Origin of the sequence: Bradyrhizobium sp. CCBAU 45389 (genome assembly GCF_028128625.1) — a bacterium.
Taxonomy (GTDB): domain Bacteria; phylum Pseudomonadota; class Alphaproteobacteria; order Rhizobiales; family Xanthobacteraceae; genus Bradyrhizobium; species Bradyrhizobium liaoningense_B.
The window spans coordinates 18,015-41,889 of the sequence record NZ_LBIY01000086.1; the positions used below are offsets into that span (position 1 = coordinate 18,015).

At 65.1% G+C, this 23,875-nt stretch carries 20 protein-coding genes; 8 read left to right on the forward strand and 12 right to left on the reverse strand.

Features of this window, described 5'->3' with window-relative positions:
- The 3 genes from XH79_RS16100 (at position 1) to XH79_RS16110 (ending at position 3,806) form a co-directional block, all read left to right on the forward strand.
- Entirely contained in the window at positions 1-1,137 is a 1,137-nt protein-coding gene (locus XH79_RS16100) for a TRAP transporter substrate-binding protein (RefSeq protein WP_212341115.1), read from the forward strand.
- A gap of 102 nt (positions 1,138-1,239) precedes the next feature.
- Positions 1,240-1,908 carry a TRAP transporter small permease subunit gene (locus tag XH79_RS16105; protein ID WP_212341113.1) on the forward strand — a complete coding sequence of 223 codons (669 nt, stop codon included), beginning with the start codon at positions 1,240-1,242 and terminating at the stop codon, positions 1,906-1,908.
- On the forward strand, positions 1,908-3,806 hold the full coding sequence (locus tag XH79_RS16110; protein WP_212341540.1) for a TRAP transporter large permease: 1,899 nt from the start codon (positions 1,908-1,910) through the stop codon (positions 3,804-3,806). Before XH79_RS16105 ends, XH79_RS16110 begins: the two co-directional genes overlap by 1 nt.
- 421 nt (positions 3,807-4,227) lie before the next feature.
- Here the strand turns inward: XH79_RS16110 and XH79_RS16115 are convergent, their stop codons facing one another.
- From XH79_RS16115 to XH79_RS16125, 3 genes are all read right to left on the reverse strand, one after another.
- Positions 4,228-4,875, reverse strand: a complete 648-nt coding sequence (locus tag XH79_RS16115) for an HAD family hydrolase (protein WP_271582250.1) — start codon at positions 4,873-4,875, stop codon at positions 4,228-4,230.
- A 113-nt stretch (positions 4,876-4,988) separates the two neighbouring features.
- On the reverse strand, positions 4,989-6,893 hold the full coding sequence (locus XH79_RS16120; RefSeq protein ID WP_271582251.1) for a sensor domain-containing diguanylate cyclase: 1,905 nt from the start codon (positions 6,891-6,893) through the stop codon (positions 4,989-4,991).
- A 182-nt stretch (positions 6,894-7,075) separates the two neighbouring features.
- On the reverse strand, positions 7,076-7,297 hold the full coding sequence (locus XH79_RS16125; protein WP_080135072.1) for a dodecin: 222 nt from the start codon (positions 7,295-7,297) through the stop codon (positions 7,076-7,078).
- 167 nt (positions 7,298-7,464) lie between these two features.
- On the opposite strand from XH79_RS16125, the gene XH79_RS16130 reads away from it, so the two are divergent.
- Entirely contained in the window at positions 7,465-8,346 is an 882-nt protein-coding gene (locus XH79_RS16130) for a DMT family transporter (protein WP_271582252.1), read from the forward strand.
- On the opposite strand, the gene XH79_RS16135 is transcribed toward XH79_RS16130, so the two are convergent.
- Positions 8,343-9,587, reverse strand: coding sequence for a glycosyltransferase family 87 protein (locus XH79_RS16135; RefSeq protein WP_271582253.1), 1,245 nt, complete (start codon positions 9,585-9,587; stop codon positions 8,343-8,345). The genes XH79_RS16130 and XH79_RS16135 overlap by 4 nt on opposite strands.
- A 320-nt stretch (positions 9,588-9,907) precedes the next feature.
- On the opposite strand from XH79_RS16135, the gene XH79_RS16140 reads away from it, so the two are divergent.
- Both XH79_RS16140 and XH79_RS16145 read left to right on the forward strand, forming a co-directional pair.
- Positions 9,908-10,909 (forward strand): glycoside hydrolase family 16 protein, encoded by a 1,002-nt coding sequence (locus tag XH79_RS16140; RefSeq protein WP_271582254.1) that lies wholly within the window; start codon positions 9,908-9,910, stop codon positions 10,907-10,909.
- A gap of 2 nt (positions 10,910-10,911) precedes the next feature.
- Positions 10,912-12,372 (forward strand): GH1 family beta-glucosidase, encoded by a 1,461-nt coding sequence (locus XH79_RS16145; protein ID WP_271582255.1) that lies wholly within the window; start codon positions 10,912-10,914, stop codon positions 12,370-12,372.
- Positions 12,373-12,381: 9 nt separating this feature from the next.
- Here the strand turns inward: XH79_RS16145 and XH79_RS16150 are convergent, their stop codons facing one another.
- The 7 genes from XH79_RS16150 to XH79_RS16180 form a co-directional block, all read right to left on the reverse strand.
- Complete coding sequence (locus XH79_RS16150) at positions 12,382-12,939, reverse strand: HNH endonuclease (RefSeq protein ID WP_027522133.1); 558 nt, start codon at positions 12,937-12,939, stop codon at positions 12,382-12,384.
- Positions 12,940-13,141: 202 nt separating this feature from the next.
- Positions 13,142-14,119, reverse strand: a complete 978-nt coding sequence (locus XH79_RS16155; RefSeq protein WP_271582256.1) for a peptidyl-alpha-hydroxyglycine alpha-amidating lyase family protein — start codon at positions 14,117-14,119, stop codon at positions 13,142-13,144.
- A 143-nt stretch (positions 14,120-14,262) separates the two neighbouring features.
- Positions 14,263-16,026: a flavin-containing monooxygenase gene (locus XH79_RS16160; RefSeq protein WP_271582257.1), complete on the reverse strand. Its 1,764-nt coding sequence runs from the start codon at positions 16,024-16,026 to the stop codon at positions 14,263-14,265.
- Positions 16,027-16,103: 77 nt separating this feature from the next.
- Entirely contained in the window at positions 16,104-17,189 is a 1,086-nt protein-coding gene (locus XH79_RS16165) for a DUF2855 family protein (protein WP_271582258.1), read from the reverse strand.
- 99 nt (positions 17,190-17,288) lie between these two features.
- Entirely contained in the window at positions 17,289-18,836 is a 1,548-nt protein-coding gene (locus XH79_RS16170) for an acyl-CoA synthetase (protein WP_271582335.1), read from the reverse strand.
- Complete coding sequence (locus XH79_RS16175) at positions 18,829-20,013, reverse strand: ABC transporter substrate-binding protein (RefSeq protein WP_271582259.1); 1,185 nt, start codon at positions 20,011-20,013, stop codon at positions 18,829-18,831. The genes XH79_RS16170 and XH79_RS16175 overlap by 8 nt, the downstream gene beginning before the upstream one ends.
- Positions 20,014-20,051: 38 nt before the next feature.
- Positions 20,052-21,026: an NAD(P)H-dependent flavin oxidoreductase gene (locus XH79_RS16180; RefSeq protein ID WP_271582260.1), complete on the reverse strand. Its 975-nt coding sequence runs from the start codon at positions 21,024-21,026 to the stop codon at positions 20,052-20,054.
- A 180-nt stretch (positions 21,027-21,206) separates the two neighbouring features.
- Between XH79_RS16180 and XH79_RS16185 the strand changes: the two genes are divergently transcribed.
- Positions 21,207-22,094 (forward strand): LysR family transcriptional regulator, encoded by an 888-nt coding sequence (locus XH79_RS16185; protein ID WP_271582261.1) that lies wholly within the window; start codon positions 21,207-21,209, stop codon positions 22,092-22,094.
- A gap of 32 nt (positions 22,095-22,126) precedes the next feature.
- Here XH79_RS16185 and XH79_RS16190 read toward each other — a convergent pair whose 3' ends face one another.
- Positions 22,127-22,777, reverse strand: a complete 651-nt coding sequence (locus XH79_RS16190) for a DNA-3-methyladenine glycosylase family protein (protein ID WP_271582262.1) — start codon at positions 22,775-22,777, stop codon at positions 22,127-22,129.
- Positions 22,778-22,904: 127 nt separating this feature from the next.
- On the opposite strand from XH79_RS16190, the gene gluQRS reads away from it, so the two are divergent.
- Entirely contained in the window at positions 22,905-23,774 is an 870-nt protein-coding gene (gene gluQRS / locus XH79_RS16195; RefSeq protein WP_271582263.1) for a tRNA glutamyl-Q(34) synthetase GluQRS, read from the forward strand.
- Positions 23,775-23,875: the final 101 nt, after the last annotated feature.

Genomic DNA, 23,875 nt, shown 5'->3' on the forward strand with positions numbered 1-23,875 from the left:
ATGACGAAGACGAGCAAGGACGGCGCGTCGACGCGCCGCCGTTTTCTCAGGACGGCCGCAGCCGGAGCGGCCGCCACTGTCGCCGCGCCAACCATCGCCCTGGCGCAGGGGCCGATCAGCATGCGTTGGCAGAGCACCTGGCCGGCCAAGGACATCTTCCACGAATACGCGCTCGACTACGCCAAGAAGGTCAACGACATGACCGGCGGCGACCTCAAAATCGAGGTGCTTCCCGCCGGCGCCGTGGTGCCGGCCTTCGGCCTGCTGGATGCGGTGTCGAAGGGCACGCTCGACGGCGGGCACGGCGTGCTCGCCTATCACTATGGCAAGCAGAACGCGCTGGCGCTGTGGGGCTCGGGTCCGGGCTATGCCATGGATGCCAACATGCTGCTCGCCTGGCACCGCTATGGCGGCGGCAAGGAGCTCCTCGAGAAGCTCTACGCCTCGATCGGCGCCAACGTCGTCTCGTTCCCATACGGACCGATGCCGACCCAGCCGCTTGGCTGGTACAAGAAGCCGATGACCAAGGTGGAGGATTTCCAGGGCCTGAAATTCCGCACCGTCGGCATCTCCATCGACGTGTTCACTGGCCTCGGCGCAGCGGTCAACGCGTTGCCGGGTGGTGAAATCGTTTCGGCGATGGACCGTGGCCTCCTGGATGCGGCCGAATTCAATAACGCTACATCCGATCGCGTCCTCGGCTTCCCGGATGTTTCCAAGATCTGCATGCTCCAGAGCTACCACCAGAACGCCGAGCAGTTCGAGATCATGTTCAACAAGACCAAGTTCGACGCACTGCCGGAGAAGATGAGGGCGATCATCGCCAATGCCGTCGACGCGGCCGGCCAGGACATGGCCTGGAAGGCGATCGACCGCTACTCCAGGGACTACGAGGAGCTGCAGACCAAGGACAAGGTCAAGTTCTACAAGACGCCGGACTCGATCCTCCAGAAGCAGTTGGAGGTGTTCGACCAAGTGGCCGAGAAGAAGTCGGCAGAGAACCCGCTGTTCAAGGAGATCGTCGAATCGCAACTGGCCTTCGCCAAGCGGGCGACGCAGTGGGAGCAGGATACGGTGGTCAGCCGCCGCATGGCCTACGCCCACTATTTTGGTCCCAACGCCAAGAAGAAGAGCTAGCAGGCTCATCGCACGATCGAAGCGTCATCCGGGACCACAACCCGGATGGCGCTTGTCTTGTCTCTAGGCAGCAGTAACGCAGGATTGGCGGTGGCAACGCACATGAGTCCGCAGCGCCTTCTGTACACCATTGACGGGATCAGCACGTGGACCGGCAAGGTCGCGGCCTGGCTGGTCGTGGGCCTGATGGCGCTGGTCTGCGCCGAGGTCTTCAAGCGTTACATCCTCAACATGCCGACCGCCTGGATCTTCGACGCCTCGAACATGCTGTATGGCACCCTGTTCATGATCGCGGGCGCCTATACGCTGGCCCAGAACGCGCATGTTCGCGGCGACTTCCTCTACTCCTCGATGCGGCCGCGCACCCAGGCGAGCCTCGACCTCGTGCTGTACCTCGCATTCTTCCTGCCCGGAATTGCCGCGCTGGTCTATGCGGGATGGGACTATGCGCTGGATTCCTGGCGCATCAACGAGCATTCCAACGTCACCGCCGAGGGGCCGCCGGTCTACCACTTCAAGTTCATGATTCCGCTCGCGGGCGCTCTGGTGCTGCTGCAGGGGGCAGCCGAAATCGCCCGCTGCGTGATCTGTCTCAAGACGGGCACCTGGCCGAGCCGGCTCGCCGATGTCTCCGAAATCGACGTCATCGAGGAGCAGCTTGCGCACAGCGAACATGTCGACGAAGAGGCGCGGAAGGCAGCGATCGCACGCGCGCAGGACATCGAGGAAAGCGCGCGGCAGCGCGGCATGGGCGGGGACCTGCAGGGATGATCAGCGATCCGGCACTCGGACTCTTGATGCTCTTCCTCATCGTGGTCGTGATCATGATGGGCTTTCCGACCGCCTTCACCCTGATGGGGCTCGGCATGTTCTTCGGCTTCTTCGCCTATCACCGGGCGGGCGAAGCATGGGGCGACAACCACATCTTCGACCTGATGGTTCAGCGCACCTATGGTGCGATGACCAACGACGTCCTGATCTCGATCCCTCTGTTCGTGCTGATGGGCTACGTCATGGAGCGCGGCGCGCTGGTCGACAAGATGTTCTACTCGATCCAGCTCGCCTTCCGCCGCGTGCCTGCCTCGCTCGCGGTGGCGACGCTGATCGTCTGCACGTTCTGGGGCATCGCAAGCGGGCTCGTCGGCGCGGTCGTGGTGTTGATGGGCGTCATCGCCTTCAATCCGATGCTGAAGGCCGGCTATGACGTCAAGCTCGCCTCCGGCGTCATCACCGCCGGAGGCACGCTGGGCATCCTGATTCCGCCCTCTGTGATGATCATCGTCTACGCGGCCGTGGCCGGACAGTCGGTGGTGAAGCTCTACGCGGCGGCGATGTTTCCGGGCTTCTTCCTGGCCTTCCTCTATCTCGTCTACATCGTCGGCTGGGCGCTACTCAATCCGAAGATTGCGCCGAAGCTTCCCGAAAGCGAAATCAGGGTTCCGGTCCGTCCATGGATCGTCACGCTGCAGCAAGCCTATTCACGCAAGGTTCTGCCGGCGCTCGTTGCGGCGCTGCTGGCGCCCCGCAGGATCGTCAATGCCGGCGTCGATGGCGCCCGCGTCACCTATTCGACGCTGGTGCAGAGCCTCGGCTACGCGCTGGTGCCGCTGGTGCTCACGCTCGCAACGCTCTGGGCCGCCTGGTGGTACGTCGTGATCCACCAGCAGGCCGACATTCAAACGCCGGTCGCGGCCGCGACGCAGCAACAGCCGCGCGCGGAGGAGACGCTCCAGCCGCTCGGCGCGGGCGCCCAGCAGCAGGAGAGCGCCGAAGAAAAGCTCGAGGAGCTCGGCGGCGCCGCCAGCCGGTCGGAGAGGGCCACGACCAACGGGCCCGAGGTGCTCCAGCAGATGGGCAGTGCCGAGCTGCGGGGCAAGACCACGGCCGCGCCCGTGGAGTCCGGACCGCCGCCTGAGTTCTATACTTACTTTGCCGTCGTCGTCGGCATCTGCGCGCTCATGCTGCTCTATTATTACTGGACCATGGAGGCCGAGCAGTTCGAGGTGTTGCGGCTTCTGGTCATGTCCGTGATGCCCCTCGGCATCCTGACGGTGGTCGTGCTCGCCGTGATCCTGTTCGGCATCACCACCGCGACGGAATCGGCGGCAGTGGGGGCGGCCGGCGCCTTCCTGCTCGCGTTCCAGGCCAGGACGCTGGACTGGAAGCGCACCAAGGAGGCGGTGTTCCTGACCGCCAAGACCACCTCGATGGTGTGCTGGCTTTTCGTGGGCTCGGCGCTGTTCTCGGCGGTGTTCGCGATCCTCGGCGGCCAGGCGCTGCTCGAAAGCTGGGTGCTCTCGCTCAACATGTCGCCGGTGCAGTTCATGATCCTGTCGCAGGCGATCATCTTCCTGCTCGGCTGGCCGCTGGAATGGACCGAGATCATCGTGATCTTCGTGCCGATCTTCCTGCCGATGCTGAAGCACTTCAACATCGATCCGGTCCTGTGGGGCGTGCTGGTCTTCGTCAACCTCCAGGCCGCATTCCTGTCGCCGCCCGTGGCGATGTCGGCGTTCTATCTGAAGGGCGTGGCGCCAAAGCACGTCACGCTCAACCAGATATTCTCCGGCATGATGCCCTACATGCTGATCGTGATCGTCTGCATGGTGTTCATGTACATCTGGCCCGGCCTGACGCTGTGGCTGCCGAACTATCTGTACGGAGGCTGAGCATCGAACGTCTCAGGGCTTCGCCGGCCTGGAATCCATGGGCGGCATGGATTCCCCGGCCGCTTCCTGGAGTAGGCGGAAAAATTCATTTCGGACTGTGAAGCATCTTACACCACATGGCTCCGATGGTGCTAGAATGGCCGCGCTACTTGCTTGAAGGAGGCCCCGATGCTGACACCCTTCAACAGGCCGTACTGGGAACAGAGCGCCCGTGACTGGACGATGAGGCTTGGCGCGCTCCTGCCCCAACCGCGGCAAAAGCCCGCCGAGCCCAAACCACAGCGGCCCCCATGGCGGCACTTCGACGATACCCATCATTGGGACGCGACCGCAGAGGAATGGGTCCCCAATCACGACAGGTGATCGCGCCGGGGCCGAGCCTGCCTGGACGCCTTCACCGGCGTTACGATGTTACGCATATTCATCCATGCAGCAGGCCATATTCCGAGAGGGCCTGCCTGAAAGTCTCCACCGACGTATGGTGATGCGCGAACAGCCCCGCCTCGCGCGCGCCGGCAACATTGGCCATGAGATCGTCGACGAACAGGACGGCCTGCGGCATCACGTTGAGCTCGGACAGGCAGCGGCGATAGCAGCGCGGGTCCGGTTTCGCCGTCTTGAACCGGGCCGAGGCGTAGATTTTCGAGCCGAACAGCGGACGCAGATCGGGCAGCAGCGTATCGATATGGTCGGCGACCAGCGTGGTATTGTTGGTCAGGACGGCAACATCGACGGTCTCGCGCAGGCGGCGGACGATCCCCAGCATCGCGGCATTCGCCTGCATCGAACGGCGCCGCGCCTCCACCCACTCGTCGAGCGACAGCGGGTAGTCCATGCGTTCGCCGAAGCCTCGCAGATAGTCCGCAGCATCGAGTGCGCCGGAATCGCCGAGCAGCTCGAAGCCGCTGTCCCAGATCGCCTCGTGGATGAACGCGCTGGTCGTCCCCGCCAGCTCTGCCAGGCAGGCGACGCGCTTTGCCCTGTCGTAGTCGCAGAGCACATTGTCCATGTCGAACAGGACGAGCTTGATAGGGTCAGTCACGGCAACACTCTCGGATCGGCCGAACATCCGGCCGCGACTGCAGTCATATCCTGCCCGAATACTGAGGACAAACCCGGGATGTCTCTACGGTTGTGGTGGGCGGCGCGGCGTCCGCCGCATCTGGTGAGAGGTCGATCCCGTCATGCGGTCCTCGCGGGCCAGGGCACGACCTGTCCCGACATCACCAACCGGTCACGGCCGCTGTCCTTGGCAGCGTAGAGCGCGCGATCAGCAGCCGCCACCAGCGTGCTGGAGTCCGCCGTGGTTTCCGATGGGAGGCTTGCCGCGGCGCCCACGCTGACGGTCACCAGGCGAGAGGGCGGGTTTTGCGCATGCAGCATGGCGAGATCGAGCAGCGCCCGGCGAATCGCTTCGGCTACTTCGGCGCAGCCGTCCGGGCCGGTGTTCGGCAACAACAGGGCGAACTCCTCGCCGCCGTAGCGGGCGGCAAGATCGGCGGGGCGCCTGGCGTGAGCGGATAGAATCCGGCTCAGCGCGCGAAGGCACCCGTCGCCCGCCAGATGCCCGTAATGGTCGTTGAACTTCTTGAAGTGATCGACATCGATCAGCAGGAGCGAAAGCTGCGTGCCGTCGCGCCGCGCGCGCGCCCATTCATCAGTGAGGCGTTCGTCGAACGCGCGCCGGTTGGCAAGGCCGGTGAGGCCATCGGTCGTTGCCAGCGAGGCGAGCTTGTCCTGAAGGTCCTTCTGCTCGGTCATGTCGCGCACGACTGCGACGACCCCGTCGATCTCGCCGCTGTCCGAGGCCAGGGTCACGTGCAGCGCTGCCTCCGCCCAGATCTCGCCCTTGTCCCGATGACGCTGGCGATAGACGAACCGCGCTTCCTCGGCCTCGCCATTCTTCAGCGCGGCAATGGCTTGCTCGACGCGTTCCAGGTCCTCCGGGTGAATGCCGGCGAGGGCCGAGGTCGCCAGCAATTCGTCGGCGGACCAGCCGGTGATGCGCGCGCATGCGGGAGAGACGTAGAGCAGCCGGTTGTCCAGGCCGATCCTGGTGACCATATCGCTGGACTGCTCGGCCAGCAGGCGGAAATTCGCTTCCTTGGCGACCAGGGCCTGCGCCATGCGCTGGCGCTGCACCAACTGCCGGACCAGGTAGGAGCCGATCAGCGCGATCAGCAGGACGAGACCGAGGACGAAGGTCATGCGCGCGATTGCCGCGCGGCGCCAGGGGGCAAGCACGTCGTCCTGGGACTTGCTCGCCAGCACCATCAGGGGATAGCGGCTGCTGCGCTGATAGTAACTCAGCCGCTGCACGCCATCGAGCGGCGACTTGAAATAGTAGACCGCCGCGGCGGGACGGCTTTTCCAGGTTTTGAACAAGGGCGCATTGGACAAGTCGCGTCCGACGAAGGCGCCGCTCTCGTCGCGGCTGCGCGCCAGCATGATGCCGTCATTGTTCAGCAGCGACGCCGAGCCGTTCGGCCCGACGTCGAAGCGCTCGTAGAATTTGACGAAATAGGCGACGTCGATCGTGAGCAGGGCGACGCCGGCGAAGCTGCCGTCGGGATGGTCGATCCGGCGCGACGCGGTGATGATCCACTGGCCGCCGGAGCGGCTCTTGATCGGCCGTCCGATCAGCGTGCCCTTTTCCGGCGAGCTGCGGTGCTGCCGGAAATATTCGCGGTCGCTGTTGTTGAGTCTGGAGAAATCGATTTGCTCGGTCGTGGCGAGCCAGCGGCCGGTATCGTCATAGACGAAGATGCCGCGGATGCGGTCCGATGACTTGCGGGTCGGCAGATAGGTCTGGAGCTTCGCGATCGTGTCGGGACCCATGCCGTCGAGTTCGAGACGGTGGACCAGCCCGACCAGGATCGTGTCGGCGAGCTCGAACGTATCGTCCGCGTGCTGGACCAGCGAATGCGCCAGGTTGGCGACGTCGATCTCGGCGTTCCTGAGATCGGCATTCCGCGCCTCCCATTCGCGCCAGGCGCTCAAGCCGAGGATTGCGACGCAAATCAGCGCGACGAAACCCGCCGCCCAGAGCGGAAGGCGCGTCTTGCCGAGTTCGCGGCTCGTGACCATGAGGCTTGCTCCAGATCGGCGCAAACCTCTCACTTTGGACTTAACGGCCTGTTGCAATATCCGCGATGATTGTGCGCGGTCCGTATTCAACCGGGCGAGGGTCGATAGATCTTGATCGACTCTCGTCGGCAGATGTTAACCACGCCGCCCCGGTGTGACGGTCTTGCCCGGCATCGGCCGCGTCATCCCTCCAGCGTGAAGCCAACGCGTAGCGTCACCTGGTAGTGGCGCACGGCATTGTTCTCGATATGGCCGCGCGTCTGCACCACCTCGAACCATTTCATCTCGCGGACGGTCTTGGCGGCGCGGCCGATCGCGTTCTTGATCGCATCCTCGATCGAGGTCTCGGATGATCCGACCAGTTCCAGGATCTTGTAGACGTGGTCCTTCTCGGCTGTGGGCATGAGACGTCTCCCCTTGTGCTGTGGCGGGCCCGGATACCGCTCCCGCGGTTTGGAGCGTCGGGCCTCCCCTGTGAACGGGCACCCGCGCGTCGGGTTCCGTGCCCGGCGATGGCCAGCATGCACCAGCCGAGGTGGAGCGGCCAGCACCCGCCTGCTAAGCGCTAGCCATGGATTCGGCCCGGCACGACAGGACGATCGGTGCTCTCTGCCTCTGCGTGACCGCGATCGGCTGGGCGCTGAACTGGCCGCTGATGAAGCTGCTGCTCCAGCAATGGCCGCCCTTGTTTGCCCGCGGGCTCGCCGGTGTCTGCGCCGCGGTCATTCTCGGGGCCCTGGCGCTGAGCCGGAAGGAGGCGTTTGCCGTACCGCGCGAGGCGATCCCGCGGCTGCTGTTTGCGACCCTCACCAACGTCTTTGCCTGGATGGGGCTCGGCACGGTCGCGATGAAATACGTGACCGTGAGCGAGGGGGCGTTGCTCGCCTACACCATGCCGATCTGGGCCATGCTGTTCGCCTGGCCGGTGCTGCACACGCGGCCCACGTTGCGGGATGTCTTCGGGCTCGTCCTCGGCGTCGCCGGCGTTGCGCTGCTGCTGAGCGGCAATGGCTTCGCGTTCGGCGCCGACAAGCTGCTGGGCATCGTCCTGGCGCTGCTCTGCGCCATCCTATTCGCGCTCGGCAATGTGCTCAACCGCAAGCCGCTGCCGATGCCGCCGCTGGTCGTCGTCGCCTGGCAGGTCGGGCTCGGCTGCGCCACCATGCTGCTTCTCGGCGTGCTCTTCGAGCATCCGGATGTCTCGGCGATCACTCCGCTGGGCTTCGGCTGCTTCATCTACATGACGCTGGTGCCGATGGGCCTCTGCTACGTCACCTGGTTCGAGACGCTGCGTCGCCTGCCGCCGACCGCGGCGTCGACCGGCATGCTGATCGTGCCCGTGATCGGCGTGATCTCGGCCGCAATCATCCTCGGCGAGCCGCTGGGCCTGCGTGAATGGGCGGCGATGGCGCTCACGCTCGGCGGCGTGACGCTGGCATTGCAGCGGGCCTAGAGACGCTGTTGTGCGGTTTGCGGCCGGGCCGGCGCAGGTTGTCCCCGGCTCCACAGCAATTTTAGCAGGAGAAGCAGCAGTGCCATCAGCGCGAAGCCGCCAATGGCGGGTGTGAAATGCCGACTGGGATCGACTTGTGCGGCCAGCCGCGCCGACTGTAGCAGTCCATAGGCGCCCGCGAGCAGGATCAACCCGTACATCCAGCTGCGCTCGCGCGGGCTCGCCAGCCCGGCGAGATCGGGCAGGATCAAGGCAAGACCGATCCCCAGCATCGGCAGGTCGTAATCATAGGCGTAAGGGCTGATCATCACCGACAGCATCACCGTGATGCCAAGTGCGAATCTGGACGACGTACCACGTGCCGTGCCGACGAGGACGGCGAGCAAGGCCAGCCCCGCAACGGTTACCTGTCCCCAGAAGGCGATACTTGCCGGAAGACCGGCTTTGGAGAGCGCCGCATAGGTCGAGATCATGCGATAGAGCGGATAGGAGCCCTGCTCGAGATAGCTCGCCGATTCCCTGATCGCGCCCAGCCAGGCCGCCCAGATCTGCCAGCCGAACAGGAGCGTGCAGAGCAGCGAGCTCGCCAGCACGACGACTGCTGCGGTCGCAAGCGCGACCCAGCGCCGCGTCGCCAGCAAATAGACGCCGACGACAATGGCAAGGTGCGGCTTGATCACCATGGCGCCGAGCGCAAGGCCCGCGAGAAGCGGCCGCCGTTCGAGGTTGAGGCAGACGAGCGCGATCAGCGCGCCGGTGAGAAAGCCGTTCTGCCCGGAGCCGATGGTGATCACCAGTGCCGGAAACAGGATCACCAGCGCTAGCGCGAAATTCGCGCCGGAGATCGTGCGCAACACTGCAAGATAGAGCGCGAGTGTTGCGGTCGTGAACAGGAGATAGGCGACGCCGACCGGCAGCAACGCGAACGGCGCGAGCAGGAGACCGTATTGCGGCGGATAGGTCCAGGGCATGAAGCCGGTCGTGCCGCCGGCGGCCTCCATCTGCATCTTCAAGAGGGCCCCGAAGTGATAGACTTGGTCGACGTCGCCGCGCCAGACGCGCTGCGCGACGATGTGGAAGGCGTCGAAATCGGCGAGCTCGCGGTCCGTCCAGCCGCCCCAGCGGGCGAACCAGAAGGTCTTGAACGCGATGACCGCCGCCAGCGCAGCCAGCACGAGACGCAGATAGGTCGCCCGCTTCGACGGCGAGAACTGAACCCCTTCCAGTGTTTCGGCAAGCATGGCGGCGGCAACCTCGTACCTGACGGATTGGCGACCGGCCGGGTAGGTCCGCAGATCCCTGAAAAGCTGCCATTGGAGGCTTAAGGGACCGTAACGAATGTTGAAGGAAGCCGCCCCTGGCGATGTGGGAACGCGAGAATCTGCCCGGGTTCGTCATCAGTCCTGTGCCGGATGACAGGCTTCCCGGCCGCGGCCGATCGGCGTGAGCGGTCGAGATGTCTTTGCGAAATCGCCCGCAGGCGCCCGATGGGTGCGCTTGCCCGTTCAGGGACAGGCAAGCTAATTTCGGTGAGGTTTCCTGGCATGTTCGATGTGCGGTGATGATCGACCGTTGGACGAAGGGCGCTCTGGTCGCGATCGGTCTGTCGGCCGTGCCTGCGCCTGTCGTCGCGCAGGACGATCTCGGTGATGCGCCCGGCACGATGTCGCTGCAAGTCACCACCGATCCCTCCACGATCGAGTGCCGCAGGCTGGAGACGGTCAATCCCGCCTCGCTTGCGTTCCTGACGCTGCGCCGGACCTTCAACGACGATTTCAACGAGCATCCGCTCGCGACAGGTCGCTGGGTACCGCATTATGCCGGCGGCGCGGCGTGGCCCGAGGCGCGCTATTGGGGCGGCGACGGCTCCGACTTCAAGCGCAAGACCAGCGCCAATGGCGAGCAGCAGATCTATGTCGATCCGCGCTACGCCGGCCGTGGGGCGGCGCCGCTCGGGCTCGATCCGTTCGAGGTGAAGGATGGTGTGCTGTCGATCGTGGCCAGCCGCACGCCGCCGGAATTGAGACCCGTGCTGTTCAACAACGAGTACATCTCCGGGATCCTGACGACCCAGGGCTCGTTCGCGCAGAAGCACGGTTATTTCGAGATCCGCGCCAAAGTCCCGGTCGGCCATGCGGTGTGGCCGGCGTTCTGGATGCTGGCGGATGACGGCGGCTGGCCGCCGGAGGTCGACGTGCTGGAAGGCCGCGGCGAGCGGCCTGGCAATCTCGTCATGACCACGCACTGGCGGATTCCGTCGACCCAGAAAATCCAGTCCTGCGGCTTCGATTTCGCAGTTGGCGATGCGTCGAGCACCTTCCACAATTACGGTGTGCTGTGGGCGGAGGATCGCCTGGTCTATTTCATCGACCGCAGGCCGGTCTCCGACATCAAGGTGCCGATCGGCTTCGACGATCCCATGTACATGATCGTCAACCTGGCGATCGGATCGAAGTTCTTCCTTGGCGTCGGACCGGTCGATGCGGAATCGCCGCCGCGCGTGGCATTCGAGATCGACAGGATTTCCGTCTATCAGATCGATATGGAGCAGGCGCGGAGATAACGATGTCAGCTGATGTCTCGCGGCGCGAATTTGCAGGGCTTGCGGGTCTCGCCGCGCTTGGCGCGGCAATGGACGCCAGGGCTGCGGAGACCACTCCGGCCGACCGACACGCACCCGCGCCTTTCCCGAAGGATTTCCTGTGGGGCACAGCGACCTCGTCCTACCAGATCGAAGGCGCCGTCAACGAGGACGGGCGCGGCAAGTCGATCTGGGACACCTTCAGCCACACGCCCGGCAAGATCGAGGACGGCTCGACCGGCGACCGCGCCAACGAGCACTATCACCGCTACAAGGAGGACGTCGCGCTGATCAAGGCGCTCGGCGTCAAGGCCTACCGTTTCTCGATCGCCTGGCCCCGCGTGTTCCCGGATGGATCGGGCCAGCCCAATCCGAAGGGGCTCGACTTCTATAACCGCCTTGTCGACGAGCTGCTCGCGAACGGCATCGAGCCCTACGCCACGCTGTATCACTGGGACCTGCCGCAGGCGCTGCAGGATCGCGTCGGCGGCTGGCAGTCGAGCGATACGGCGAAAGCCTTTGCCGACTATTCAGCTTACGTCGCCGCGCGCCTGACCGATCGCGTCAAGACCGTCTTCACCGTGAACGAGGTCGGGCGCTTCGTGAATTTCGGCTATGGCTGGGGCATCGATGCGCCCGGCCTGAAGCTGTCGACCGCACAGCTCAACCAGGCCCGCCATCACGTCGCGCTGGCGCACGGGCTTGCCGTGCAGGCGATCCGCGCCTCCGGGCGTGCCGGCACGAGAGTTGGTGCAGCCGAGAACATCGCCGCTTGTGTGCCGGCGATCGCGACGCCGGACAACATCCGCGCCGCCGAGATCGCGACGCGCGAACTCAATGCCGGCTTCCTCGGCGTGGTGCTGGAGGGCAAGTACACCGACGGCTTCCTCGCCTATGCCGGTGCGAACGCGCCGAAATTCACCGCGGAGGAGTTGAAGATCATCGGCACGCCGAACGATTTCGTCGGCCTCAACATCTACGCGCCGCAATACTATGTCACCGCCTCGGACCGCGCGCCGGGCTTCCACGTGCTGCCGTTCCCGACCTCGTTCCCGCACATGAATTCGGAATGGCTGCGGGTCGGCCCCGAGGTGATCTACTGGGCCCCGCGCCTTGCCGCGAAAATCTGGAACATCGAGACCATCTACGTCAGCGAGAACGGCACCTCGTCCGAGGACAGGATCGCTGCCGACGGCCAGGTCTACGACCTCGACCGCATCATGTTCCTGCGCAACTACCTGACCCAGATGCAGCGCGCGATCACGGAAGGCGTGCCGATCCGCGGCTACTTCCTGTGGAGCCTGATGGACAATTTTGAATGGATCTTCGGCTACGGCAAGCGCTTCGGCCTCTACCGGGTCGACTTCGAGACGCAGGCAAGGGTGCCGAAGCTGAGCGCGGCGTTCTATCGCGACGTGGTGGCGCGGAATGCGATTGGGGTATGAGACCGGCCTCTACGGATCCAGTTCCGTATCCCAGTACAGGTAGTCCAGCCAGCTGTCGTGCAGGTAGTTCGGCGGGAAGAGCCGGCCGTTGCGGTGGAGCTGGTGCACGGTCGGGGCGAACGCGGTCTGGCGCGGAAACATCTTGGCTTGCGCGGGCGTGAGGTTGCCCTTGCGCAGGTTACACGGCGAGCATGCCGCGACCACGTTCTCCCAGGTGGTCTGGCCGCCTTTGCTGCGCGGAATGATGTGATCGAACGTCAGGTCTTCGGGCGAGCCGCAATATTGGCAGTTGAAGCGATCGCGCAGGAAGACGTTGAACCGGGTGAAGGCAGGATGGGTGGTCGGCTTGACGAAGGATTTGAGCGAGACGACGCTCGGTAACTGCATCTCTAACGTCGGACTTCGTACCGCCTGATCGTAATGGGCGACGATGTTGACGCGGTCGAGAAACACCGCCTTGATCGCGTCCTGCCACGACCACAGAGACAGTGGGTAGTAACTCAGCGGCCGGAAGTCCGCATTCAGCACCAACACCGGCCAACTGCCTTGCGAGACATGTGCGTTCAAGTAACGCTCCCGGCCTCCAATGTACGCTGCGAAGCAGCATGTACTGACATACTACATGCAGCGTGACGGGATTGTGAAGCCCGTCGAGAGACTTATTCAGCCTCAGCCAATGCGGCGGCGGGGTGGCGAAGCGCCCAAAAACGCCGTGATTCGGGGAGGGCGGGCGAGGCCGGGACGGAACCGCCGGGCGGTCGCCGACGCCTCATTCCGGCACCCGCTCCAGTTTCTGCAGGCACCGCGTCGCACGCACCACGGCGGGCACTTCCTCGTCCGGAAAGCTCGCCTTCCAGTTGGTGACGCCGACCTCGCCGACATAGATGTCGCCCCTCGAATACAGCGCGATGCCGTGCGGCGCCAGGAATTTGCCGCTGGCAACGCCCGGACCTTCCTCGCCGCCGAGCCGCGCGATGCGTTTGCCCTGCGCATCGACGATCGACAGCCGCGGGCCGAGATTGGGCACGTTGCGGTTGATGTCGAGGCCGGGACCGAGCTCGCCGATCACGAAGGTCGGGCGCTTGGCCCCGCCGCAGCAGCACAGCGCGCAGGGCCGGTGCAAATTGTTCCACTGCGTCTCGTATTTGCCCTCGCCGTCGAACACCTGCACGCGATGGTTCTCGCGGTCGGCGACATAGACCCAGCCGTCGGCATCGGTCGCGATATTGTGCACGATGTTGAACTGGCCGGGATCGGTGCCCGGCTCGCCCCAGCTCTTGATCAGCTTGCCGTCGGGCGTGAACTTGTGCACGCGCGCATTGCCATAGCCGTCGGAGACGTAGATCTCGCCCTTCGGCGACAGCGCGGTGTGGGTGCAGCGGTGGAACGGCTCGCCGCTCATGAACGGCGCCGGCTTTGCGGGGATGCCGATCGTCAGCAGCACCTTGCCGTCGGTGGTGCATTTGCGCACGGTGTGGTCGCCGTCGTCGGTGCAATAGAGATTGTCGTCGCCGTCGATATGCAGGCCGTGCGCGCGGGAGAACAGGCCTTCGCCAAAACTGCGCAGGAAGTTGCCCTCGCGGTCCAGCACCACCATCGGATGGGCGCCGCGGTTGAACACGTAGACGCGGTCCTTGCTGTCGACCGCGACCGAGGCGACGTCGGTGAGCGTCCAGCCGTCGGGAAGTTTCGCAAAGTTTTCGACGACGCGGTAGCGGTGCTCGCCGGTGCCGAGAATGGCTGGCATTGATTTCTCCTCTTGTCATTCCGGGGCACGCGAAGCGTGAACCCGGAATCCATCGTACGGCGGTGTCGGGGATAAATGGATTCTCAGATGCGCAATTGCGCATCATAGCTCGCGCTTCGCGCGCCCCGGAATGACGGCTGTGTCTACGTCCGCCCCAACAATCCTTCCTCGATCGCCTTGATCTGCAGCGCGAGATATTTCGAGTTGATGCGGCATTGCGCGAGGCTGCCGGCGATGAACCAGAGGCCGGGCTGCTTCGTACGCGCATACATGTTGCGCAGTTCAAAACCCTCGCCGAAACCCCAGATCGGGCCGACGCGGTCGGCGATGCCGTCGCCGAACAGCTTTCGCACCAGGTACTCCTGCGGCTTGTAGCCGGTCGAGAGAACGATGAGGTCGGCGGCGATGGTCGAGCCGTCCTTCATGCGCGCGCCCTCGGCGACGAAGCTCTCGATGTCGGAAAACTGCCTGAGCTTGACCGCGCCCTCGACGATCAGGTTGGAGCATCCGACGTTGAAATAATAGCCGCCGCCGCGGGTGAGGTATTTGAACTGCCAGCCGGTGCCGGCCTCGCCGAAGTCGAGCTTGAAGCCGACGCGCGAGAGGCCGTCGAGCAGCTCCTTGTCGAGCGCCTTCGATTGCTCCGTCAGCATCACATGCGTCTTCTTCGCGAGCGGCGTCGGCATCGAGGCCGCGATCAGATCGTTGTCCTCGAGCGTGCCTTCATTGTAGGTGGCGTAAGCGAGCTGCGCCGACGGCTCGATATTGGTGACGAGTGTCGGCGAACGCTGCACCAGCGTCACCTCGGCGCCGCTGGAATAAAGATCCTGCGCGATATCATGACCGCTGTTGCCGGTGCCGAGGACGATGGCGCGCTTGCCTGTCCAGTTCTCGCCGTCCTCGTAGCGGCTGGAGTGCACCAGCGTCCCCTTGAAAGCGTCGAGGGTCGGAATGTCGGGAATATTGGCGATGCCGCTGACGCCGGTCGCCATGATCACGTGGCGCGGATGCATGGTGCGCTTGCTGCCGTCGGCGCGGCGCAGTCTGACGGTCCAGTGGCCCTTGGCCTCGTCATACGAGCCGCCCCCGAACTCGGTGCCGGTCCAGAAGTTCAGCTCCATGGCATCGACATAGGCCTCGAACCAGTTGGCGAGCTTGTCCTTGGGGATATAGACCGGCCAGTTCGGCGGAAACGGCATGTAGGGCAGGTGATTGACCTGCACCTGGTTGTGCAGGGTCAGCGCGTGATAGCGCTTGCGCCAATTGTCGCCGATCCGGATCCCACGATCGACGATCAGAGTGTCGACCCTCAGCTGCTTCAGCCGTGCCGCGATCGCGAGCCCCGCCTGGCCGCCGCCGACAACCAGCACGGCCGGATCGCGATCGGAATAGTCACGCGAGGCGTTGCGCAGATCGAGCCAGTTCGGCCCGCGGAAATCGCGCGAATAGGCCTGGCCGCGCGGGCGCGAGGTGCCGAGCTGCTCCTCAAAACCTTTCAATTCGTCGAGTGCGGTGAGCAGCGTCCAGGCCTTCAGGTAGTCGGCGTCGGCCGCATCAGGGACGAGCCGCACGATGCCGCTGCCGCGGCCGATCGCAGTCTCAAAATTGAAGATCGCCTCGATGTTGGCCGTACCGGCACGCGTCACCCAGCGCGGCGGCGCGCGGTTCGGAGCGATCTTGAAATTGGTCGGTACGGCCTCGGGCGCAAGTGCTGTCAGCGCCTGAGCGACTGCATCGCGGCCTGCGATCGTCTGCAGGTTCCAGCTCAGCGCCAGCACGTCGCGCCAAAAGCCGTCGCTGAGGAAGAGGCGCTCCAGCGCGGCTGGATCGGGCTTGCCGAGAGTCCGCTCGAACTCATCGAGCCAGGCCTGTGCGGAGACGGAAATATCCTGCGTCTTGTCCAGCATGCGCGACCTCATGGCCGTCTTCGCGGCGTTTCCTCTGAGGCTGACGCTATACTGGTTCGGCTGACGTCAAAAGCGCCTTACCCGAGCAGCGACAGCATATGGCCCTGCTCCGGCGGAATGCGGCCCTGCAGCGTGTCAAGATAGACCTGCCGCACCGCCTCGGGCCCGCGGCCCTCGACCACGGTCAGGCATCGCTCCAACATCGGCGCGAAGCCGGCCCAGGCCGCGCCAAGGCGCTGCTCGATGCCACCCGGACCCCATTCCTTGGCGCGCTTGCGGATGTGGTCGGGGGCGAAGAACCAGCGTGGCTTTGCGCCGGGCAGGACGCCTTCGTCGGCATCGGTCGCACGATGCGTCAAACCGACGCGCACCGAGCATTTCATCTGGTCGCCGAAATGCCGGTGCAGCGTGGCGCGCAGCGCGCTGTTGCCGGCCATGTCGACGAAGGCAACCGGCGCGTCTGACGGTAGCGACGTCACGCGGTCATAGGTGACGACCTCGTCATAGCAGCCGAGCGAGGTGACAAAGCCGGAATTGCCTGATGAGGTCAGGCCGATCACCTTGCGGCCGCGCGTGTGAAGCAGATGTGCGAGCCCGAATGCGGTCTTGCTCGATGCGCTCGACAGCAGCACGGCGCGCGCGCCGAAATCATCGTTCTCGGCGAGGAAGTCGTCGACCAGGAACGACAGCATGAACAGCGGCCGCAGAAGCGCCTGGTAGTCGCCCTGCCGCCCGGCGTAAGCGGGATCGCCGCCGACACGCGCATAGGCATTGTAGACGGGCGCCACGCCCTGCCGATGCGCGGCGCCGTCGCGCAAGCCGCGCTTGCTGACGTCGGTCGCCTCGATCACGAGATGCGTCGCCATCGGGAAATAGCCGAACAGCCTCTCGCCGACCGGCACGTTCGGGTGGTTCGAGGCGATCACCTCGCCAAGGCCCCACACCGGAATGTTGCCGAAGCTCGGTGGCGCGGGAAAGATCTGCCAGTATTTCAGCTCGTCGCCCATCACCGCATAGGTGATGTTGTTGGCGGTGAACGCAAAGCGCTCGACTTTGACGAGAAGTGCATCCTGCGGCAGCGCATCTGCCGTGGGAAGCCCGGTTGCGATCGTCTTGCAGGTTTCGAGATTGTCCCGTGCAACGATGAAGTCGGTGGCTGTCATGATGTCGATCCCGGCTCTGATCCGCACCGGCATCTCATCGACCATGCGCGCCCCGTTTGCAACCTCAACATAGTTTTAAACGCTGTTCGTTCGCCTCCGTTAGCGGTGGTTCGCCCAGTAGGGATCGCGCAGCTTGCGCTTGAAGATCTTTCCGGTCGCCTCGCGGGGCAACGCATCCAGGAACTGGACCTCCTTCGGCACCTTGAAGTTGGCCAATCGCTCGCGCAGAAAGGCATGCACCGCGGCGGCGGAGAGCTGCGCGCCGGTCTCCGGCTCGATGCAGGCGCACAGCCGCTCGCCAAATTCGGCGTCGGGGATGCCGAACACGGCGCAGTCGCGCACGCCGGGCATTGCGATCAGCACGTTCTCGATCTCTGCGGGATAGATGTTGACGCCGCCCGAGATCACCATGTCGCGCTTGCGGTCGCACAGGAACAGATAGCCGTCTTCGTCGAGATAGCCGACGTCGCCGACGCTGACGAGGCCGTCGCGCCCGGCCTCGGCGCGCGCCTGCGCCTTGCCGTGATAGTCGAAATCGGGCACCGCCGTCTGGCGCATGTAGATCTCGCCGACCTCATTGGCGCCGCAGATGCTGCCGTCGTCGCGAAAAATCTTGACGATGCCGCCTTCGATGGCGCGGCCGACCGTCCCCGGTTTCTTCAACGCCTCTTCGGCCGAGTGCCAGACCGGGATGCCGGTCTCGGTCGAGCCGAAATATTCGTTGATGACCGGTCCCCACCAATCGATCATGGCGCGCTTCACTTCGGGCGGGCAGGGCGCGGCGCCGTGCACGACGAAACGCAGCGACGAGAGGTCGTAGCGTTGTCTCACGGCCTCGGGCAGCCGCAGCAGCCGGACGAACATGGTCGGCACCATGTGGATATGCGTGACGTGGTGGCGCTCGATCAGGGCCAACAGCTCCTCGGCGTCGAACCGCGCCTGGAGGACGATGGTGCAGAAGCTGCGGAACGCCAGCATGCCGTAGGAGTGCGGCGCCGAGTGGTACATCGGGCCGTTGATCAGCACGACCTGGTTGTCCCGCGGCTTGATGCCATAGGCGATCGCACCGACGCGCTCGGAGGCGGCCGCCTGTTCGGGCTGCATCGGCATCCGCCGCACGCCCTTCGGCATGCCCGTGGTCCCCGACGTGTAGATCATTGCCGCGGCACGGCGCGGCGGCTCCTGCATTTCCGGATGACTGTCGCGCCAGCGATCCCAATCGGTGAGGTCCGCCGGGACTTGAGTCAGCTCGGGGGGAATGGCGAAGGTCGCGGCGAGCTCGGGCGGCGTCGCGACGACGAGCAGGCGGACATCCTCGGGCAGACCCGCGCGGATCTGCGGCAGCAGATCGGCATGGCAGACCAGGATATTCGCCCCGCTGTCGGTCAGGATGTAGCGGACCTCCTCGGCCTTGAGGTGCCAGTTGATCGGCACCACCGGGCTGCCCAGCGCGGCAGAGGCCGCGACCACCTCGAACAGCGCAAAATCGTTGCGCAGCATCATGGCGACCGGAGCGCCCTCGGCGAGGCCGAGCTCGCGAAGCCCGCTCGCCGCCCGCCTGATGCAGGCCTGGATCTCGTCATAGCCGATCCGGCGTTCGCCGCTGATGATCATGGCGTGTCCCTTTTTGCGCTCGAGTCTAGCGATCGTCCAGCACGTCGCCGAACCCGACCCAGCTCTTGCCGTTGAAGCGGCGGAGCTGAAGCTGCTGGAACGGCAGATAGTCGTCGGGGCCGGTGGTGACAGACATGCCCGGCAGCAGCAGCGGCAGCTTCACCTCCTTCAGCGAGGCCGCCTGGCGCATGATGTTGTCGCGGCTGAAATCATCCTTGCACGCCTTCAGCACCGTCATCAGCAGCGTCGCATAGTGATAGCCGGCCGCGTAGTTGGAGTTGGAGAGGTCCGCAGTCGGCATGTATTGCTTCATGAAGGCGAAGTACTCCTTCACGCCGGGATCGCTGGCCCATTGCGGGTCCATCGTGTCCTTCTGGTTGCTCGACGAGATCAGGCCGACCGCGTTGTCGAGCCCGGCCGGCTCGAGGAACGAGATCGACGAGGCCGATGTCGGCACGAAGAACAGCTCGGGCTTCCAGCCGATCTCGGCCACGCCCTTGATCATCTGCGAGGTGAACTTGCCGAGCACGACGCCGAACAGCACGTCGGCGCCCGACGCCTTCAGGGTCGAGAGCTGCGAGCTGATCGTCGGCGCGCTGGTCTCATAGGTCTGCTCCGCGACGATCATGCTGGCGCCTTTCTCGCCGAGCGCGCGCTTGAAGCCGGCGACATAGTCGCGGCCGAAATCGTCGTTCTGGGACAGGATGGCGATCTTTGCGCCGGGCTTGGTCCGCAGCACGTGCTTGGCATAGACCACACCCTCGGATTCGTAGGCGGCCATGCCGGGCATGGTCCACGGATATTTCTGCGGATCGGCCCATTTCGTCGCACCGGAGAGCACGAACAGCTGCGGCACCTTCTTGCCGTTGAGGTAGCGCTGCACGGCGCTGTTGGTGGCGGTGCCGAGCGAGCCGAACATCATCAGCACCTCGTCCTGCTCCACCAGCTTGCGGGTCTGCTCGACCGTCTTCGGCGGCGAGTAGGCATCGTCCAGCGTGATGAACTTGACCTTGCGGCCGTTGATGCCGCCCTCAGTGTTGACCTTCTCGAAGAACGCCTCCTGCGTCCGTCCGATCGCGCCGAAGCCGGAGGCCGGGCCGCTATAGGGCAGGGTCTGTCCGATGCGGATCTCGTTGCTGCCTTCGGCGCGGGCGATCCCGGTCGCGAGTGTCAGCAACGACAGGCCGATCAGTGCGGCTGCCAGCTTCATGATGTCCTCCCGTTTTTCTTTTCTACCAGTTCGAGACGTCAGGCGCTGGCGCGCATCAGGAAATCTTGCCGGGCCTGTTCGAACTCGCCCTTCATCCGGTCGACGAGCTCGGCGACCGGCGGCGCATCTAGGATCTGGCCGATGCCCTGGCCCGAGCCCCAGATGTCGCGCCATGCTTTCGATTTCATGTTGCCGCCGGAGCCGAAGTTCATCTTGGTTTTGTCAGCGGCCGGGAGATTGTCCGGATCGAGCCCCGCGGCGGCGATCGAGGGTCCCAGATAGTTGCCGTGCACGCCGGTGAACAGGTTGGTGTAGACGATGTCGTGCGCGGCATGCTGCGTCAGTGCCGACTTGTAGGCTTCGTCGGCGTTGGCTTCCTGCGTCGCGATGAAGCGCGTGCCCATATAGGCGAGGTCGGCGCCCAGCGTCAGCGCGGAGGCGATGCCGAAACCGTCGCTGATCGCGCCCGACAGCAGGATCGCGCCGTCAAACCATTGCTTGACCTCGCGCACCAGCGCGAAGGGCGACAGCGTGCCGGCATGTCCGCCGGCGCCGGCGCAGACCAGGATCAGGCCGTCGACGCCCTGCTCGGCGGCCTTGCGCGCATGCTTGACGTTGATGACGTCGTGGAACACCAGCCCGCCATAGGAATGCGCGGCCTCGACGATCTCCGCCGGCGGCCGCAGCGAGGTGATGATGATCGGCGCCTTGTGCTTCACGCAGGTTTCCATGTCCTTCATCAGCCGGTCGTTGGAGGCATGGCAGATCTGGTTGACGGCGTAGGGCGCGACCTTCTTGCCGGGATTGCGCGACTTGTATTCGCCGAGCTCGTCCTCGATCCGGCTCAGCCACTCGTCGAGCTTCTCGACCGGGCGGGCATTGAGCGCGGGAAACGAGCCGACGACACCCGCCTTGCACTGGGCGATCACCAGCTCCGGTCCGGAGACGATGAAGAGCGGCGAGCCGACGACGGGCAGCTCCAGATTGTTCTTGAGCAAGGCAGGCAGTGCCATCCGATCCTCCTGATAACGCGCGTCAACGGCCTGCCGGCCGATGGTGAGCGCTTCCATGTCGATTGTCGCGCTGGCGGGGTGTCCGCCGCCCAGCGCTTTGACCCCAATATAAGTTGGACGGCGGACAGGTGATCGTTCAATATTGAACAAGCGTATATTCAGATTTGTACGGAGCCGGCGGTGGATTGGGATCTCTGCAAGACCTTCGTCGCGGTCGCCGATACCGGCAGCTTCACGGCAGCGGCAAAGCGTCTGCACGCCAGCCATCCGACCGTCAGCCGCAAGGTCGCGGCGCTGGAGGCGCAGCTCGGCACAAAACTGCTGGCGCGCGCCGCGGATGGATTCGTGCTCACCGCCGATGGTCGGACGTTGCGCGAGCATGCCGAGGCGATGGCGGCTGCCGCGCTCCGGGCCGAGGCGGCGGTCGGCGCCGGCGGGCGCAAGGCGCGCGGCACGGTCAAGCTGTCGATCGGTGCGACGCTGGCCTCGCACTGGCTGATGCCACGGCTGCGATCCTTCCTCGGCGCGCATGATCACATCCGGCTCGAGATCATCACCCATCCGTTTCCGGCCAGCGTGCGCCGCCGAGAGGCCGATGTGGTGCTGCGGCCGGTCGACAGCGGCGAGGAAAACCTGGTCGGCCGCAAGATCGGCCGCCTCGGCACCGGCTTCTATGCCTCGCGCGACTATGCCGCCGGCCGCCCTCTGCCGGAGCGTAGCGGCGAGTGGAAGGGGCACAGCGTCATCGGCTTTGCCGATCAGGATTCCAACGCGCAGCTGGCGCGCTGGAGCGATACGATCACGCGCCAGGGCACCGTGGTGATGCGCTGCTCCTCGCAGGGCGACATGCTGGCCGCGGTGCGCGCGGGGATCGGCATCTCCGCGCTGTCCTGCTTCGTTGCGGAAAGCTATCCGGACCTCGTGCGCGTCGCGCCGCAGAAGCTCGTCAGTGTCGCCGACCTCTGGCTGCTCGCCCATCCCGATCTGGTCGAGCTGTCCGCGGTGCGGGCCGTGATCGACTTCGTGGCCGAATGCGCTCGCGCCGATCGCGAGCGGCTGCGGGGCTAGAGGTTTTCCGGAAAGGTCATGCGCAAAAAAATTCAGTTTCCGGCGAGCACGCCCTCGCGCTTCTTCACTGCGCGATAATAGCTCCACCACAGATGCGCGGCCGCGCCGCGCAGCGGGCGCCAGGGCTCGGCGAGCGGCGCCATCTGTTTTTCCGTCGGCCGCGCCTTGAGGCCGAGCCCGACCTTGATGCCCTCCTGCACGGCGAGATCGCCGGCCGGCCATGCATCGCCATGCCCGAGGCAGAACAGGAGATAGACATCCGCCGTCCACGGCCCGATGCCGGGCAGCGAGATCAGCGTGTGGTGCGCAGCGTCGGCGTCTTCCTCGGCGAGCACGTCGAGGTTGAGCCGCTGCGCATTGATCTCGCGCGCGAGATGCTTCAGCGTCTTGATCTTGGCGGCGGACAGGCCGAGCCGTCCCAGCCGGTCGGTGCGGGCGCGGCGCACGGCGTCATGGTCGAACGGATCGAACGCGGCCGACAGCCGTCCCCAGATCGCCGATGCGCTCGCGGTCGAAAGCTGCTGCCCGCAGACGATGTGCGCGAGCCCGGTAAAGCCCGGCTCGCGCCGCCGCAGCGCCGGCATGCCCGCGATCTCGAACACGGGCTTGAGGCGCGGATCGCGCTTGATCAGCGCATGGACGGCTTCTTCGAGGTCGGACTGGGTTTCGAGGTGGATGGTCATGGGGCTCGGTAAGCTCTCTCCGGCGTCATGGCCGGGCTTGACCCGGCCATCCATCTCCTATCGTAACAGAGTCATGGAAGATGGATTGCCGGGTCAAGCCCGGCAATGACGGATACACCGAGAACGCATGCCACCCGTTTTCCGATTTGCCCCCAGCCCCAACGGCCTGCTGCATCTCGGCCACGCCTATTCCGCGCTGCTCAACTTCGATCGCGCGCGAGAGACCGGTGGGCGGCTGTTGCTGCGGATCGAGGACATCGATGCGACGCGCTGCCGGCCGGAATACGAGACCGCGATCTACGAGGACCTCGCCTGGCTCGGCATTGCCTGGGAGACGCCGGTGCGGCGGCAGTCGGAGCATCTTTCCGACTATCGTGCCGCGCTCGAAAGACTCTCGGCGCTGGACCTCGTCTATCCCGCCTTCGAAAGCCGGGCCGAGATCGCAAGACTGGTGGCGGCGCGGGAGGCCGACGGGCCGTGGCCGCGCGATCCCGATGGCGCACCGCTTTATCCTGGTAATGGGAAGTCGCTCCCTGCCGACGAGCGGACACGACTGATCGCCTCGGGCGCGCCCTACGCGCTGCGGCTCGACATGGCGGCGGCCTGCCGCCGTGTCGACGGCCTGAGCTGGAACGAGCTCGGCGAAGGACCCGATGGCGAGCGCGGCGCCGTCCCGGCGCGGCCGGAGGCCTGGGGCGACGTAATCCTGGCCCGCAAGGAGACGCCGACCAGCTACCATCTGTCGGTGGTCGTCGACGACGCGCTCCAGGGCGTCAGCGAGATCGTGCGGGGGCAGGACCTGTTTCACGCAACCGCGGTGCACCGCCTGCTCCAGGTCCTGCTCGGCCTGCCGGAACCGGCTTACCGGCACCATGCTCTGATTCGTGACGGCGAGGGCCGGAAGCTGTCGAAATCCAGCCGTTCGACGGGGCTGCGCGAGTTGCGCGCTGCTGGCGCCACACCCGCCAGTGTCCGCCAGCTGGTGGGATTAGGTTAAGTTTCTCTGGGGGTTAGCGAAACGCTGCCGTGACTCCGGGGGTTCCCCCGTGCCATGCTCGGCCGACGGCCCGGGTTCGAAGCGGATACTTCGAAGGGGAA